This is a genomic window from Gardnerella sp. C0684A1 (genome assembly GCF_055326835.1).
This window is the reverse complement of record NZ_JBLTSX010000001.1, coordinates 310,332-327,363: the sequence shown is the minus strand read 5'-3', so window position 1 is coordinate 327,363 and position 17,032 is coordinate 310,332. Positions and strand designations below refer to the sequence as shown.

At 44.1% G+C, this 17,032-nt stretch carries 15 protein-coding genes and 1 tRNA gene; 4 read left to right on the top strand and 12 right to left on the bottom strand.

Annotated features, from left to right (window positions below):
* Nucleotides 1-2: 2 nt before the first annotated feature.
* Together infB and nusA are read right to left on the bottom strand one after the other, a co-directional pair.
* Nucleotides 3-2,876 (bottom strand): translation initiation factor IF-2, encoded by a 2,874-nt coding sequence (infB, locus tag ACNEUN_RS01440; RefSeq protein ID WP_463630320.1) that lies wholly within the window; start codon nt 2,874-2,876, stop codon nt 3-5.
* Nucleotides 2,877-3,204: 328 nt separating this feature from the next.
* Nucleotides 3,205-4,272: a transcription termination factor NusA gene (gene nusA / locus ACNEUN_RS01435; RefSeq protein WP_463630317.1), complete on the bottom strand. Its 1,068-nt coding sequence runs from the start codon at nt 4,270-4,272 to the stop codon at nt 3,205-3,207.
* A 210-nt stretch (nt 4,273-4,482) separates the two neighbouring features.
* On the opposite strand from nusA, the gene ACNEUN_RS01430 reads away from it, so the two are divergent.
* The 4 genes from ACNEUN_RS01430 to ACNEUN_RS01415 all read left to right on the top strand — a co-directional run bounded on the left by ACNEUN_RS01430 (nt 4,483) and on the right by ACNEUN_RS01415 (nt 10,238).
* A complete protein-coding gene (locus tag ACNEUN_RS01430; RefSeq protein ID WP_463630315.1) occupies nt 4,483-5,427 on the top strand; it encodes a hypothetical protein in 945 nt (314 codons plus the stop codon).
* Between the two features lie 212 nt (nt 5,428-5,639).
* Nucleotides 5,640-6,917, top strand: coding sequence for an extracellular solute-binding protein (locus ACNEUN_RS01425; protein WP_463630313.1), 1,278 nt, complete (start codon nt 5,640-5,642; stop codon nt 6,915-6,917).
* A 137-nt stretch (nt 6,918-7,054) separates the two neighbouring features.
* Nucleotides 7,055-8,500, top strand: a complete 1,446-nt coding sequence (locus ACNEUN_RS01420; protein ID WP_463630311.1) for a hypothetical protein — start codon at nt 7,055-7,057, stop codon at nt 8,498-8,500.
* Nucleotides 8,501-8,975: 475 nt separating this feature from the next.
* Nucleotides 8,976-10,238 carry an ATP-binding protein gene (locus tag ACNEUN_RS01415; protein ID WP_463630309.1) on the top strand — a complete coding sequence of 421 codons (1,263 nt, stop codon included), beginning with the start codon at nt 8,976-8,978 and terminating at the stop codon, nt 10,236-10,238.
* 344 nt (nt 10,239-10,582) lie between these two features.
* Here ACNEUN_RS01415 and ACNEUN_RS01410 read toward each other — a convergent pair.
* The 10 genes from ACNEUN_RS01410 to ACNEUN_RS01365 form a co-directional block, all read right to left on the bottom strand.
* A tRNA-Ser gene (locus ACNEUN_RS01410) sits at nt 10,583-10,668 on the bottom strand.
* A 91-nt stretch (nt 10,669-10,759) separates the two neighbouring features.
* Nucleotides 10,760-11,662, bottom strand: coding sequence for a tRNA pseudouridine(38-40) synthase TruA (gene truA / locus ACNEUN_RS01405; RefSeq protein ID WP_463630412.1), 903 nt, complete (start codon nt 11,660-11,662; stop codon nt 10,760-10,762).
* Between the two features lie 67 nt (nt 11,663-11,729).
* Nucleotides 11,730-13,109 carry an Mbeg1-like protein gene (locus ACNEUN_RS01400; protein ID WP_463630307.1) on the bottom strand — a complete coding sequence of 460 codons (1,380 nt, stop codon included), beginning with the start codon at nt 13,107-13,109 and terminating at the stop codon, nt 11,730-11,732.
* 239 nt (nt 13,110-13,348) lie between these two features.
* Nucleotides 13,349-13,783, bottom strand: coding sequence for a 50S ribosomal protein L17 (gene rplQ / locus ACNEUN_RS01395; protein WP_427875811.1), 435 nt, complete (start codon nt 13,781-13,783; stop codon nt 13,349-13,351).
* Nucleotides 13,784-13,864: 81 nt separating this feature from the next.
* Nucleotides 13,865-14,860, bottom strand: coding sequence for a DNA-directed RNA polymerase subunit alpha (locus ACNEUN_RS01390; protein ID WP_427875812.1), 996 nt, complete (start codon nt 14,858-14,860; stop codon nt 13,865-13,867).
* A 79-nt stretch (nt 14,861-14,939) separates the two neighbouring features.
* On the bottom strand, nt 14,940-15,338 hold the full coding sequence (gene rpsK, locus ACNEUN_RS01385; protein WP_075523699.1) for a 30S ribosomal protein S11: 399 nt from the start codon (nt 15,336-15,338) through the stop codon (nt 14,940-14,942).
* Nucleotides 15,339-15,422: 84 nt separating this feature from the next.
* Nucleotides 15,423-15,800, bottom strand: a complete 378-nt coding sequence (gene rpsM / locus ACNEUN_RS01380; protein WP_427875813.1) for a 30S ribosomal protein S13 — start codon at nt 15,798-15,800, stop codon at nt 15,423-15,425.
* Nucleotides 15,801-15,933: 133 nt separating this feature from the next.
* Nucleotides 15,934-16,047 carry a 50S ribosomal protein L36 gene (gene rpmJ, locus ACNEUN_RS01375; protein ID WP_003842636.1) on the bottom strand — a complete coding sequence of 38 codons (114 nt, stop codon included), beginning with the start codon at nt 16,045-16,047 and terminating at the stop codon, nt 15,934-15,936.
* A gap of 21 nt (nt 16,048-16,068) precedes the next feature.
* On the bottom strand, nt 16,069-16,287 hold the full coding sequence (gene infA, locus ACNEUN_RS01370) for a translation initiation factor IF-1 (RefSeq protein ID WP_004129021.1): 219 nt from the start codon (nt 16,285-16,287) through the stop codon (nt 16,069-16,071).
* A 165-nt stretch (nt 16,288-16,452) separates the two neighbouring features.
* Nucleotides 16,453-17,013: an adenylate kinase gene (locus ACNEUN_RS01365; RefSeq protein ID WP_427875814.1), complete on the bottom strand. Its 561-nt coding sequence runs from the start codon at nt 17,011-17,013 to the stop codon at nt 16,453-16,455.
* Between the last annotated feature and the right edge of the window lie 19 nt (nt 17,014-17,032).

Below are 17,032 nucleotides of genomic sequence, written 5' to 3'. Positions count from 1 at the left end.
AATTACTTACGCTCAATCTGCTTCATTTCAAAGGTTTCGATTATATCGCCAAGCTCAATGTCATTGAAGCTGCCGAGATTAATACCAGCCTCATAACCTTCGCTAACGGACTGCACATCATCCTTGAAACGACGCAAGCTGGAAATTTCCAAATCGTTTACAGTAGCAACACCGTTGCGCAAGATACGGCACTTTGTACCGCGCTTGACTTCACCATCTTGAACCATAACGCCGGCAATATTGCCAAACTTGGACGAGCGGAAGATTTCGCGAATCTCAGAATGAGAGGTGACAACCTCTTCAAATTCTGGCTTAAGCATACCCTTCAAAGCAGCTTCAATATCTTCGATTGCCTTGTAAATAACCGAGTAGTACTTAACTTCCACGCCTTCGCGTTCAGCCAAATCAGCAACCTGACGGTTTGGACGCACGTTGAAGCCAATAATCACAGCCTTATCGACAGTTGCCAAGTTCACATCATTCTGAGTAATTGCACCAACACCACGGTGAATAACCTGGATTCCAACTTCTTCAGAAACCTCAATCTTCATCAAGGAATCTTCCAAAGCTTCCACAGAACCAGAAGAATCACCCTTAATAACGATGTTCAGCATATCAACTTCAGACTTAGCGAACTGTTCCTTAAGGCTTTCAAGAGACACAACCTTGCGACGCTTAGCAAGCTGAGCTGCACGTTCGGTAGCTGCACGCTTCTCTGCAATCTGACGAGCAGAACGGTCGTCAGAAGTCACCAAGAACAAGTCGCCAGCGGTTGGAACTGAAGTCAAACCAAGCACCTGAACAGGCGTTGAAGGAGCTGCATTCTGCAAATGCTTACCATTTTCGTCGAGCATTGCACGCACACGACCATAAGAAGTGCCGGCAACAATAGAATCACCAACGTGAAGAGTGCCTTGCTGCACAAGCACAGTAGCAACAGCACCACGACCCTTATCGAGTCGAGCTTCGATAGTTGCACCACGAGCGTCCATATTTGGATTTGCTTTAGGATCAAGCTCAGCGTCAGCGGTCAACAGCACAGCTTCAAGAAGCTTATTAACGTTCGTACCCTGCTTTGCGGAAATATCCACAAACATGGTGTCGCCACCGTATTCTTCAGCAACCAAACCGTATTCAGTAAGCTGACCGCGCACCTTTTCAGGATTAGCACCTTCAACATCAATCTTGTTTACAGCCACAACAATTGGCACGTGAGCCGCTTGAGCGTGGTTAATCGCTTCAACAGTCTGAGGCATAACGCCGTCGTCTGCTGCAACAACAAGAATTGCAACGTCCGTAAGCTCAGCACCGCGAGCACGCATAGCAGTAAACGCTTCGTGACCTGGGGTATCGAGGAATGTAATCTTACGAGGCTTTCCTTCAAGATTTACAGTCACCTGGTAAGCACCAATTCGCTGCGTAATACCGCCGGCTTCGCGATCAATAACATTCGACTTACGGATAGTGTCAAGCAAGCGAGTTTTACCGTGATCAACGTGACCCATAACGGTAACAACAGGCGGACGAGGCTGCAAATCGTCATCTTCTTGCAACTCTTCTTCGTCCAAATCAATATCGAACTGCTGCAAAAGAGCCTTATCCTCTTCCTCTGCAGAAACAATACTGATATTCCATCCGATTTCTTCACCCAAAATCTGGAATGTAGACTCATCCAAAGATTGTGTAGCAGTTGCCATCTCACCCAAGTGGAAGAGAACAGTTACCAAAGCTGCTGGATTCACATCAATCTTTTCTGCCAAATCAGAAAGAGTTGCGCCCTGACGCAAGCGAATCGTAGCACCGTTTCCGGAAGGAATACGCACGCCACCAATAACTGGTGCTTTAAGCTCTTCGTATTCACGACGCTTTGCTAAACGATTCTTACGAGCCTTAGAAGACTTGCCTCCCTGACGTCCGAATGCGCCTGCTGCTCCTGCGCGACCGCGACCACCGCCGCGCGATGGGCCACCATTTGGCGCACCTGCAGCCGCAGCCTGGAAGCTAGCGCCTTGTGCTCCAACAAAACGAGATTCAGCTGACTGACGAGAATTGGAACTTCCAGCATTTGAACGATGCGAACCGCTCCACTGACCGCCTTTTGCTGCTCCAGAACGACCACCGCGACCGCGTCCGCCGCGTGCGTTTCCATTACCAGAGTTTCCTGCACCAGCTGCAGCACCCTGAGCGCCTGAACGTCCACCACGACCAGCTTCTGCGCTGCCCGGGCGTGACATTGGATGAGGGCGAGGAATATCACCAGGAGTAGGTGCTCGCATACCCTGCTTGCGACTAAACGGATTATTACCTGGTCGTGGCGTACCAGCGGCACCCTGCGCTCCTTGATGAGGACGAGGGCGTGGCGGCATCTGCTGAGAACGATCAGAACGACGCTCAGAACGTTCCGAACGATCAGAACGCTTAGAATCACGAGATGAATTTGGTGTATGAACACCAGCATTGCCAGGATGCTGTGGACGAGGGCGAGCGCCAGCACTTGGTTTAGGAATATCATGCTCACGTTCAGCAGATGGCTTAGCAGAAGCGTTACGAGTGGATTGTGCAGGCTGCGCAGGATGGTTTACTACTGCGGTAGGCTGTGGCTTTGCTTTAGAGTTATCATCTACCGGTTTAGCAGTTGGCTTAGCAGTTGGCTTTGCTGCCGGTTTAGCTGCTGGTTTAGCAGAATTTTGATCATTTGCTTTTGCTGATTTCATGCCGTCTGCTGCCAACGCAGTTTGCAAACGACGAACTACTGGAGCCTCAACTGTAGAAGAAGCGGACTTTACAAATTCGCCCATGCTCTTCAAACGCTCCAACACGGTTTTACTGTCTACACCAAATTCTTTGGCCAGTTCGTACACGCGCTTTTTTACCACTCAGTGTTCTCCTCTATTTGTGGCAGCGCTTAAGTACGCAGCCACGTTACATTATTGCGAGTCTATGCATTACTACGCGATATCTCATCGTGCGATATCTCATCGTGCGACCATGATGTTGTACCTCGTCTCTATCTAACCGTAAACAGGCATAGAAAAGCTGCGGACGGCTAGAATCCTCTTGCAAGCATACTCGAAACATAGGATTGCCGGGAGTGTCGTTTATATTAACTAATTTCTGGACTATCGCAACAAAAAGCGTCGAAGTAAAACATACTCCGACGCTTAGTAAAACAATCAGCTTAAAGAAACTGCAAAATAATCTAAATCATTCAGCAGAAGCAGATGTATCAGCAGCCTGTTCCTGCGCAGCTTGAGCCGCAGCAACCTTCTTAGTATGCTCTTCAGCTGATTCAATACCAATCTTCCAGCCCGTAAGTTTAGCAGCCAAACGAGCGTTCTGACCTTCCTTACCAATAGCAAGCGAAAGTTGAGAATCATGAATAAAAGCAATAGCAGTCTGATTCTTTTGGCTCACAACATGCACCTGCGTTGCAGTAGCTGGAGAAAGAGCAGCAGCAACAAACTTCGCTGGATCGTCAGACCAATCAACAATATCTATTTTTTCTTGGCCTAAATTCTCCATAACAGCACGAACACGAGAACCACCAGGACCAATCAAAGCACCCTTAGGATTCACACCCTCAGTATTTGCACGTACTGCAATTTTTGTACGAGCACCAGCCTCACGAGCAATAGCCATAATCGAAACTGCTCCAGAAACCAACTCAGGAACTTCACGCTCAAAAAGACGACGAACAAGTTCAGGATGAGATCTAGAAACTACGATTTCAGGGCCACGAAGACCACGCGCAACATTTACGACATAAACGCGAATACGCTCACCATGACGGTAACGTTCACCTGGAACTTGCTCTCTTCTAGGCAAAATTGCCTCAACGTCACCAACAGCAACATGAATATTAGAAGGATCTTTAGCATCCTGCTGCACAATACCGTTAATCAGCTTCCCCTTTTGGCCAGAAAACGCGCCAAATACGCGATCATCTTCAGCCTTACGGAAAATCTGACTAATAACTTGACGTGCTGTAGCAGCAGCTAAACGACCAAAATCGTGAGGAGTGTCATCATATTCCTCACCTAAAGTTGGCGCAGGATGAGGATTATCCTCAGTAGGCTCTCCTGGTATTTCATCACGTGCCCATACCGTAAAAGCACCAGCACGCTCATCCAACTCAACACGAGCGTGCTTAGCTGGATGAGAAGTCTTCATATACGCAAGACGCAAGGCCTCGGCGAGCGCCTCGTCAAGCTCTTCGGCATTAATCCCCTGCTGAGCCGCAAGCTGATGCATTCCCGCCAAATCCAGTTCCATCGCGCACATCCTCCCCATTTAAATTCACTTATAATTATGATTATTAATATATTGTCCAAATAAAACCAACGAGAACAAACAATATACGTTAGCTATTAGAACAATCACACTACGGCATGTGGTTTAAAAATGCAACACCACATTGGTCATAGTGATTGACTATTTTAGTTTATTATGCAGACACTTCTTGTTTTCTTTAGAGCTAAAAATATGAAGACAAAGCACACTATAAAAATGTCATCTGCACTTATGCTAATCGCTCTTATTGTGGCAATGTGCACAGCTTGCGGAGGAATGAAATCTTTGCAATCTGTACGAATAGATCAAAACAGGCACACTACTATTAAAGAAAACGGTTGCGCAAAAGCATATAGGCTAGCGCAAAAAGAACAAAATAAAATAGATGATGCTAGAAGAAAACAAAGCACGGAAAATAATAAGAATTTAATAGATACTAATACTCTTAAAAAAACTTCAGAAAATTGGGATACAGTTGCGAAGAAATGCCCAACTAGATTGTCTGAAGCAGTAACTTATAGCGTTCAAGACAATTGGCAGTATCTTCAAGAAAGCGGCCAAATATCTGATAATAATATTATAGAAAACGAGCGTGAAGCATACTATAAGCTACTTGAAGTAATGCAAAATAATGAGAATGTACGATGGACACATAATCCATTAGCGCAAGCTGCCGTAGCAGAAGACAAACTCTCATTCATACTTCAAACATTGGCAGCTAAAAAAGATAAAAATATGTCACTAAAATATAGCGATATGGCTGCAAGTAACGCAAATGCTCTTATGCACGCAGCTGGAAATGGCGCAGATTTACGCGGAAAAGTTTACGAAATACCGCAGCAAGCTTTACAAAGTGGTATAGCAAAAGATATAGCAAGCGGAAAAGATTTGCCGATTGCGGCAATAGCCTATATGGATTGCGCAAGAGAAGAACTCGCTGCTTTTAATCAAGTAATAGTTGTTGAAGAAAATAATCAAAAAAACGACGCAAAAAATAATAGCGAAACAAACTACGAACACTCTACTAATCAAGCGAATAATGATTTCAAAGACGCGGTAATAAAACTGATCACTTCACGCTTATTGCGCGCTTACGAACTCGGATATCCTACAGACGCAAAATTAGTTTTGAAGTAAGAAATTAAAAAGTTGACTACACAAAACTAAACTTTTGAAACATATTAACTTCTTGAACGTATTAATGTAGCTATATACTTTCAAAGACGCATGAACCTTGTTGTTATGCTATTGTGCAGCGCAAAACAGTTGCGCAGTAAAACAAGATTGATCGCTCATATCACCAAAATACATGTCAAAACTCTATATACTGGGAGGCAATAATGGTGACTATGAAAAAAGCAATAACTGCTTGCTTAGCCACTGTCATGTTGTTAGGCTGCTCCTCATGTGGTTCAAGCTCCATGAACTTTGGTAAAAAAGTAAGTCTAAACATTCAGGCACCTGAAAAACTCTTGAAAAAGGGTGGATGGATTCAAACTATGGAAGCTGCTTTCAGCCAAGAGAATCCAGGCGTTTCGTTTAAAAATACACCTATCAAGCAATTTAATGATCCAAATTCGTCTTCAGGTAATAAGAATTCTTCAAAAATCTCAGCCGACGTTTTTCTGTTCCAAAGTGATAGAACAGGTGACTTGGTTAAGTCAAAAATTCTTGGCGAATTAAGTGAAAAAAGTGAAGAGCAGATCAAAAAACAGAATCCTCTGCCATTACTTAACTCAGTATTAGAGGTTAACAAGTATTATGGCGTGCCGTACACAAGTGATGCTTGGTTTATGTACTACGACAAGTCTAAGCTCTCAAAAGATGATGTGAAATCTCTCAACACCATATTGGAAAAGCAGAAAGTTGCTATCAATCTAAGGAATAACACCCTTCTTTCAAGCTTCTATTTTGATTCATGCATTACTTTCCTTCATTCTAACCCAGGAATGAATAATACAAATGGTTCAAGCTCTAACGAGAACTGTACTTCTATTACTAAATTCCTTAGAGTCCTTTCTAATCAGCCAAACTTTATTAATGCCGTAGAGGATACCGGTATTAATGCTTTAAAGGATGGAAGCGCTGCAGCATATTTCTCTGGAATTTGGGACGCTAAAGAAGTCAAAAAGATTTTAGGTAAAAACTTTGCTGCTGCACCATTGCCTAAAGTTCGCACGGATATGATTAATGACTCCGAAGAATATGTTGGCGAACCAGTCGAGTATCAAATGAAACAAAACGTTTATTCTCAAGCTATTGGCTATAATGCAAATTCAAAACATCGCGACTTAGCAGAAAAATTCGCCGTATTCCTTGGATCGACTCAATCCCAGAAAAAGGCGTATGAACTGCAGCAAATCGTACCAAGCGATAAATCTTTGAAGAGTTTCGTAGCTAAAGATCCTGCCACAAGTGCTCAAATGCAAACTGTGGAAAAATCTTCAATAACGCAACCACTCAGCGATAACGAGCTTTACACGATTTCATACACTTTCCATCATCTAGGTGATTCATTATACAGAAAGAGTACTGATGAAAGCATCTATGAAATGACGGAAAACATTGAAGACGGTATAAATGATCAGCTGCTCAAACAGAGCAAAAGAAACTCAAATGATCAATAGTCTTGTATAGCAAATTTAAACAGACAAATAAATAGAAACTATCAACCTAATTAGCTGTATTAACAATAAAATAACCTTATTGTATTGCTCAGAACTTATACATAACGTTATTTATACATGAACGAAAGAAGGCTATTATGAAGCGTTTTGCTAAAGCACTTCTGACCTTCGCATGCGCTGCAAGCATTGTAATAGGGATCCCTGCTTTTGCGCATGCTGATGAAGGGGACGAACAAGAGCCAAAACCAAATGTTATCTCATCTATGATGGACATAGACAAAGACGTAAAATACAAATACTGGCTAGGACAAAATGACGCTGCAAAAATCAGTAACGTGAAAGTTACAGATATCGCAGCTCACAGCGCAAAAGTATCCTTTGACTATGAACTCTTTAATGTCAAAGATCTTAAGAGGCTTGCTTTCATTGTTTCCGTAAGGAAATACTCCAAAATAATGGTAACTGCAGATACTCTTTTAGGTCGCTCGTTATCTTACGATGAGAGTGATATTGATCCTCCTGATCCTCAAGATAACAAAACAGACGAAGATAAGAAAAAAGATTCCGAAAATGGTGATTACATTCCAAAAGAGTTTAATATACATTTCTTTAGCGATACACCTGGAGGATATGTTCGCGGACTAGATTACTACAACTACGATTTTGCAAAGAAACTTCCAACAAAGAAAAAAGGACATGCGCAAGTTATAGTCACCACTAAGCCAACAACTACATACACAAATACGGAAGGTGTTGGCTATGTAGATGGAGTAGTTCGTGTTGAAAATGGCAATATAAAGAAGCCTATTAAGCCGTTTACTAGCACACCAGAATTAATACGTTTGATAGCTAAGCAGGTCGACAGCTTTGATGGTAGTAATAGAGACAAGGCCATAGATATTGACGTTAGCTCTACTTATGTTGGTCTTCATGCGGATTATAAAGACGGTACCTCAATCTACTTCAACAACAATGCTGTACAGGTGCCAACCTTTACGACAACGAAAAAAGATCCGCCGTCACAATGCTCACTTGGAAAAAACAAAAAAGATTCCAACAAAAATGGTAAAGATGGCGATAAGGAAACTGCTAAAAACGCATCAGGAAAAACTTCTGGCATACTGTTGATGGTGGAGCACACTTTCAAAAAGAACCCAGCGTTGTTTATTATTGCTGTTCTAGTGGTAGTGGTGCTTTTAGCAACATGCGTTGTTACACTGGTAAGACTCAGCCTGGTCAGGAAGAGAACTATTGCCAATAAAGCAGCTGCAGGAGCTGACGGAACTGCAGATGCGGAAGGTGCGGCAAACGCTGAAGGTGCGGCAGACACTGCAAACGCAGAAGGTGTAGCAGACATAGCAGAAGGCGGTGCTGAAGTAGACGCAGCTGGAAATGGCGTAACTGCAGCAGACGCTTCTGAAGGCAACGCAGCTGAAGGCAATACAGCTTACGCTGATTTACCTGAAGGCGGTTTTGATACTCCGGCAGCTACTGAAGCTACTGGATATCCAGAAACTACTGCAAATACTGAAGCTACTGGCTATCCAGAAACGCCTTCAACAAGCGAGCAGCCAAAAGCCTAAATTAGCTACACTGCTCAATAACAAGCGATAATCCAAGAAGGGCCTACTACGCAATAGCTAGTAGGCCTCTTTTATATTCAAAATAGATATATATATGCTAGTAAAGATAAATATAGTCAAAAAACGTAGTTTCTCTGATATCATGCGCCTGTATACAGCATAAACTGCTTACACGCTTGCCGCCCTAGCTCTGCACTTTATTCGTTACTCGCGCAGTACGCTTTCTGCACTAGTGTCTCATTCTGCCTGTTTTGGGACACTCGCGCAGTACGCTTTCTGCACTAGTAACGCGCTCGCTACATACGCCCTAAGTCCACAAAAACATGGTAAAGTGCGCGCGTTTGCGCGACGACCTGCTTTCGCGCGCAAATGTGGACTCACCCCCCCCCAAAAAACGTATTTTTTGTACATCGGATGTACAATTTTTTGTACATTGAATGTACAAAAACCACGACTTTTATGTATACTTATCTTTATGAGCGCATATTTTCCTAGACCAATTGCTGACACTATTCTTCAAGCAAAACGAAAAGTCGTAATTCTCGAAGGCGCAAGAGCCGTGGGTAAAACTATGATGTCAAAGCGTCAACTTGTGCCTAAAGGCTTCTCTTACGTAAGTCTCGCGGATGAAAATACGTTTGCGCTCGCCTCAACAGATTTGTATGGTTGGTTAAAAAATCTCAGTACTCCAGTTGTTATTGACGAAGCACAAAGACTATCAAACTTGCCGCTTGCAATAAAAGAAACAGTAGACAATTCAACAGAAAACAGTCTGCAGTACGTTTTAACAGGCAGCGCACTTATAAATCGCAATGGACTAGACGGCCAAGATCCTCTCGCTAGACGCGCTCAACACTTTACAATAAGCCCATTTACACAGTGCGAAATTAATCAAAATAATACAAATATAGTGGATAGTCTTATAGAAAGTAATCCAAATCTTAAATATGAAAAAGAAATAAGCAGAGAAGAAATATACAGAATGATGGCTGCTGGCGGCTTCCCAGAATACCATCAATCATACGATTCTTACGAAACTTGGGAACGCGAAGATCTTGTTGAAAGCGATATTCTTGCAGTATTAGGAGATACTATTCTTCCGGGAGAACGATTAGACAGAAGCATGGCCGTTAGCATACTCAATAAGTTGCTGTGCTTTCCCGGCGGAATTCTTAACACGAGTTCAATAGGTCAGGATCTTGCTTTAGACAGGCGAACAATTGAACGTTACATTAGCGTATTCTTACGCAGATTCTTAATAAACGCTCTACCGAATATAAAAACTGCGCCAAATCGACAAACTTTTGCTAGAGCAAAAATACATCCGATTGATACATCTTTAAGCGTTCAAACAATGATTAGCAAGGGGCATAATCCTTCGGAAAATCCCGTTATGTATGGGAATTTGCTAGAGAGTTTTGTTGTGAATCAGATTATGCCTGCTGTGCAATGGTCTAAAACGCATCCGGACTGCTTCTACTGGCGCGAAACTGGTAGCAGCCCTAAAGAAGTTGACCTTGTGTTAAGTTTCCGCGGAAGCTTAATCGGTGTGGAAGTGAAAAGCTCGAGCATGGTGAATCGCAACGATTTTAAGGGGCTTGTAGCTCTTGCACAAAAACCTGAATTTAAGCGTGGATACGTTGTATATTTGGGGCAAAAAATTATGCAGTGGGCGGATAATTTGTGGGCAATACCGTTAAGCGCACTGTGGGAAGGCAGTGCGTTTAACGCTGAGTAAAAACGGCACTGACTGTACAACCGTAACGAAACTACCTCACAAACGCGCTGCAATTTATACGTTACTCGCGCAGTACGCTTTCTGCACTAGTGTCTCATTCTGCCTGTTTTGGGACACTCGCGCAGTACGCTTTCTGCACTAACAACAAAAAAGCTTCAAGCGCAAAATGCAGCAACACAAACCTGACACACTACGTTGAACATACTAGTCAACACTTTCTGCGTCAATCGAGACGCAGAAAAACCTCGCTTGCGTTGGAAGCACACCGTGCTTCCAACCCTGAGCAAGCTCGGCGAATTAAAAAAGCCTAAAGCAATTTACATGCTTTAGGCTTGGTTAATTCGCGGATGAAGCGAGATTCGAACTCGCGGAGGATTTTACCCTCACACGCTTTCGAGGCGTGCTCCTTAGACCGCTCGGACATTCATCCACTTGCGATTTGTCACAACAAAAGCGTGCACAAACGCAACTTTTCAATTGTAAACCATGCTGCGAATATAAATTTATGGCGCGTTGAAACGCTACAACTCGGCAGAATCACGGCGAGCGCGAATCTTCTCAGCTCGCACACCTAGCTCACTATCAGGCGGATATGCCACATACTCAAGAGTTAAACCTTGAGGCGCAATCGGACCAGTTGACCCCTCACGAAGAGGAACACGTATTTTTTGGGAGAACCACTCAACGCTTCTTTTCCCACTACCCACCTGTACGCAAGCTTGTACAAGAGAACGAACCATATTATGAGCAAAAGCATCCGCAACAATAGTAAATTCAAGTAGGCCATGCTCAACTTGCGGAACGCATCCTGTACTAAGCACGTTGCAAGTCGCATCTTTTATACGAACCCAACTTGCGCTTTTAACATCTCGTATAGTAGTACCGCCAGGATTTGGACGAGCAAAAGAACCAAAATCATGCAAGCCAATAATCAGGCTTGCAGCATCGTTCATAGCATCAATATCGAGAGCATTGTCAACATGAAAAACAAAATTACGCATACGAGGATCAACTACTGAATGTGCATCGGCTAAACGGTACACATATGTACGTTCAAGAGCAGAAAATCTAGCATCAAATCCTTCTGGAGCAACACTCACACTATGTATGTAAATATCTTCCGGAAGAACATGACGTAACCTATACTCTAGCGCCGAAACGCAATCAAGTCCTGTGTGGCCTACACAGCGAATCAAAACGTCTTCAGAAACGTCAATATGACAAACCTGGTGTGAAGCATGCACTCCTGTGTCAGTACGCCCAGCAACAGTTAAGCGCAAAGGTTCTTCAGCGCTTGAAACCGGCACTCTTAAAATCTTATGAAGCGCATCTTCTACTTCTCCTTGCACAGTACGCAAAGCAGGCTGTTTAGCCCAACCGTAGAATTTGCCACCATCATAAGCTAAGTCAAAACGAAGTCGCATCACACAACCTTCCGCAATATCACACATAATGCTACTTTTATTCCTCACCGGTTACAAAATAAGCATACTATTTTCCACCAACGCCGGCAGCTGCACTAACAATTCGACGAATCAGATCGTAGGATTTTGCATCTAAATGTGCAGCCATACCCAAAATTTTCGGCAACAGTTCAGACCAATGAGCTGCCATTTGATCAAAAGTAGGGTATCCAAGACCCGTTAATTCGCAGTATACTGTCTCGATTCTGCGTTTTCGTTCATCAAACGGCAAATCTTGCATCCAACTATTTACAGCTTTTGCGATTCCAACAGAACGAGCGGAAGGCGCATTGCAGTAGTCAAAATCTCCGTTTTTAACCTGCCAACACATACCAAAATGTTGAATAACTCCAATAGATTCTGCTGCTGTAACTTTGTATGGAGTGCCATTATCCATAAGTAGCCCTATAAAAGCGGATTGTGGAACTATTTTTTCGACTCGGTTTATTACATGAGAGAAAACACTAGAATCAACCACATCAGATGCAAAACCTGGTCCATCCATAGAATATATTTTCGAAACCAAATTTCCTAGTTGAGTATCTTCCGCATCTAATCTCATAGTCGCGTAAGTTGCCATATTTCCGCCTTTTGAATGGCCTACTACAAGTAGATTGGGATTGTCGCTATAGTAGCGGCTATGCTGATTCTGCTTTGTTTCACACGAATTTGCGTGCAAGCGTTTTTTAAAAAGATGAGTAAAGAAATTAGTTAAAGATTTTTGCAGGAAATTTTTATTAGCCAAAGAGTAGCGTGAAGCACGTTTCGCAATAGAAGATAAGTATTCTGCAGCAGACTCCTGAGACGGAACTGGGCACTGAAAAGCCATATTAAAATCTTCCTTCCAGCCAACAAGAGTATTATCGGTTCCTCTAAATGCGACTACAAGAGTACGAGAATCTTTTAAAAGATTTTCACTAGAGGATGCATTAGAAGATTCGCTAGCAGATTCGATAAGATTCACTTCGCTTTTTGATGAATTAAAGGATGAATTAAAGGAAGAATCAAAAGAAGAATTAATACCATAGCAATCAGTAAGGTCGAAGGTAACTCCAGCAAATTGCTGTTCACTATTTTCATCCACTTTAGAATCATCAAAACGTTCAAGTACCTCGCCTACTCTTAATCCCCTATATCTTGGGCTTGAAGCAACAGCAATTAGTAATTTTTTGCGAAAATCATCAATTTTTTCGGAACCGAAAACAAACATTGATGGAAAATTCTCAGCGCGAAGCAAATCAGAAATTGGTATAGTAGACAAATTTTTTGAATTAGCATCATATTTTGGTACAAAATCCGGCATACAAATATACGCAAGTTCACAAAATACCAGAGCATCTACGGCATTAAACTTTCTCTGCGCGAAAGTTTGAAAATCACTGCTCACTAAATCAAGAATATTCGGCATAACTTAATAATAATTGATTCACAATATTGAAAATATAATATTTAAACATGCAAACTACGAACTAGCAAAGAACGATCTATCAAAGAACGATCAGAAAATAGCAGCATAATAGTTTGTACAAAATACAAAAACGGGTCGAAGATAAAACTCCGACCCGTTTCAGTGAGATTAATACAGCAGATACTTTCGAAAAGCTCTACTCAAATACTCACCTTACCGATGCATAAATCTGATTTGATTCACTCAGCAGCTTCTTCTTTAGCTGCAACCTTAGTCGCTGCTTCAGCTTCCTTAACGACAGCCTTCTTTGGGCTTACCGGCTCAGTAACGAGCTCGATAATTGCCTGAGGTGCGGTGTCGCCACGGCGAGCAGCAATCTTAACGATGCGGGTGTAGCCGCCTTCGCGCTGCTTCATCTGCTCAGCAATTTGCGTAAATAGCACATGAACCACGGACTTGTCGCGGATCACACGCAATACGCGACGACGTGAATGCAAATCGCCACGCTTTGCGAATGTAACCAAACGCTCAGCAAGTGGACGAAGACGCTTTGCCTTTGGCAATGTCGTCACAATACGACCGTGCTGGAAAAGGCTGGTAGCCATGTTGGCCAGCATCAGGCGCTCATGCGCTGGGCTAGAAGCCAGACGAGGGCCTTGTTTCGGTGTAGGCATTATTACTCCTTATTGCCACGGAATTCAGGTGGGCATCAACCCGAACATCCGAAAACCGTGACGCTTGGCGATGGCTGTATCTTACTCGTCTTCAGGCGAGAAGAAAGTGCCACCTTCGAGATTATTGGCGTCAAAGCCAAGCGGTGAAGCCTTCAAAGACAATCCCATGGACTGCAACTTTTCCTTAACTTCATCGATTGATTTCATGCCGAAATTACGAATATCGAGCAAATCCTGCTCAGTGTGAACAACCAGTTCTCCGACTGTATGAATACCCTCACGCTTCAAGCAATTGTAGCTACGCTGGGTAAGATTCATATCCTCAATCGGTATAGCCAATTGGGAATCAGCTTCATCTTGTGATGGAGCTGGTCCAACTTCCACACCTTCGGCGTCAACGTTAAGCTCACGGCAAAGGCCGAAAAGCTCAACAAGAGTTGAACCTGCAGATGCGACTGCATCACGTGGTGAAATAGACGGCTTGGTTTCCACATCCAGGATGAGCTTATCGAAGTCCGTGCGCTGTTCCACGCGGGTAGCTTCGACCTTATAGCTCACCTTCAAAACTGGTGAGTAGATCGAATCCACAGGAATGCGGCCGATTTCGCTGTTCTCCTGCTTGTTCATCTGAGCTGGTACATAACCACGGCCACGCTCAACAGTGAACTCAATCTCAAGTTCACCGTCCTCTGCAAGTGTGGCAATATGCATCTCAGGATTAGCAATTGTGACACCAGCTGGAGGAGTAATATCTCCAGCAGTAGCTTCACCCTTGCCATTTTTGCGTAGATACATCACTACTGGCTCGTCGTACTCGCTAGTGAGCACGATGCCCTTAATGTTCAGCAGGATTTCAGTAACATCCTCTTCAACACCTGGCAGAGTCGTAAACTCATGTAGAGCACCGGAGATGCGAACCGAAGTAACGGCAGCACCTGGAATAGAGCTCAACAAGGTACGACGCAGCGAATTGCCGAGCGTGTAGCCGAAACCTGGCTCCAACGGCTCAATAGTAAAGCGAGAACGCTGGGGATTCAGTGATTCCTCGGTAAGTGTCGGACGCTGTGCGATAAGCACTTTGGTATCCTTTCAGCTTCTGGTCGGTGGTGCACTCGCCGCCCATAAGCGGGTTGGATGGATGGATTCGTAAGAGTGCTCAGACGCGGCGACGCTTTGGTGGGCGTACGCCGTTATGCGCTTGCGGGGTGACGTCGGTAATAGAACCAACTTCAAGACCCGCGGACTGAAGGGAACGGATAGCGGTTTCACGACCGGAACCAGGACCCTTAACAAACACGTCGACCTTCTTCAGGCCATGTTCCATTGCCTTACGAGCTGCAGCTTCAGCTGCCATACCAGCTGCGTAAGGAGTCGACTTACGGGAACCCTTAAAGCCGACATCACCACCGGAAGCCCAAGAAAGGACTGCACCGGATGGATCAGTGATGGAAATAATCGTGTTATTGAATGTTGACTTAATATGCGCCTGCCCAACCGGTACCGACTTGCGGTCCCGGCGACGCGGCTTGCGCGAGGCTTGCTTTGCAGCTGCCATTGACCCTCGTTTCCTAATGACGAATGAGTTGGTATGTCTAGACGATGGGAAATCATCCCGTGGCCTAGAGCCGACCACCGACTACTATCGGGTGGCCTTCTTCTTCCCGGCGACAGTACGCTTCGGGCCCTTACGGGTACGAGCATTAGTCTTAGTACGCTGACCACGCACAGGAAGACCCTTGCGATGACGCTGGCCTTGATAGCAGTTGATCTGAATCTTACGACGGATGTCTGCATCAATTTCACGACGCAAATCACCCTCGATCTTGTAATTAGCCTCGAGATAATCACGTAAAGTGATCAGCTGTTCATCCGTAAGATCCTTGACGCGGGTATCCGGATTAATACCGGTCGCGGCAAGCGTTTCCTTAGCGCGAGTGCGGCCAACACCGAAAATGTAGGTGAGGGCAATCTCAATGCGCTTCTCATTGGGAATATCTACTCCGGCAAGACGTGCCATTGTAATTCCTTTACTGTTACGCAGGTCGTGCACCAAGTCTTCCGTAATTTACGGCCTGGGCCTGCGCACCCAGGGTTCAGCTTTCGCTGCGACTCAGCGCCTTATTCCTTTATATTCCGCGCTGGGAATCTACTCAGCCCTGACGCTGCTTATGACGTGGGTTGATGCAGATCACCATGACGCGGCCGTGACGGCGGATCACACGGCAATTTTCGCAGATCCTCTTCACGCTAGGGCTGACCTTCATGGTTTTCCTTTGCTTGTACCTTTACTTATAACGGTACGTAATACGTCCACGGTTCAAATCGTAAGGACTCATCTCCAACACAACGCGATCCTGCGGCAAAATACGAATATAATTCTTCCTCATTTTGCCCGAAATCGTTGCAAGAACAATGTGCTCGTTCTCAAGCTGAACACGAAACATCGCGTTTGGTAGTGCTTCTACTACCTTGCCTTCGACTTCAATCACACCGTCTTTTGCCATGAGCCTCGTTCCGTTCCCTGGACATACTACTTCACGTATCCGAAGACACGCCAATCTTCTATGATACAGTAAATGCGCTATATACAACACTCGGCGTGTCGCAATAGCGCATTTAAACAGTTAAATTATCAAAAGCTCTGCTGATTTTATGATTTCAGAACAGTACTAATTCAAAGAGTCGATAATGTGACCATTAATCTCATCGATATCGCCGACACCATCAACAGAAACAAGCTGACCGCGAGACTCATAAATGTCAAGCAAAGGAGCAGTTTCTTTTTCATAAGTGTCCAAACGCTTAGCAATAACTTCTGGAGTATCATCAGAACGACCCTGTTCAATAGCACGCTTCTGCATACGCTCAAGAAGCACTTCACGCTCAGCTTCAAGAGCCACAACGTGATCGAGTGGAGTATTAAGCTCCTCTAACATGTGATCTAAAGCCTGAACTTGGGAAGCATTACGAGGATAACCGTCAAGAATCCAACCGTTCTTTGCATCATCCTGTGCAAGACGATCCTTAACAATACTGTTAGTCAACTCGTCAGGAACTAACTCTCCCTTATCGAGATAGCCCTGAACTTTTTTACCAAGTTCAGTATGGTTCTTCAAGTTGTAACGGAAAATATCGCCAGTAGAGATAGCTGGGATACCATAGTGCTCACTTAAAAGAGCAGCCTGAGTACCTTTTCCAACACCTTGTGGTCCCATAATCAGCAATCGCATATTGAAACTCCTTGAGTAT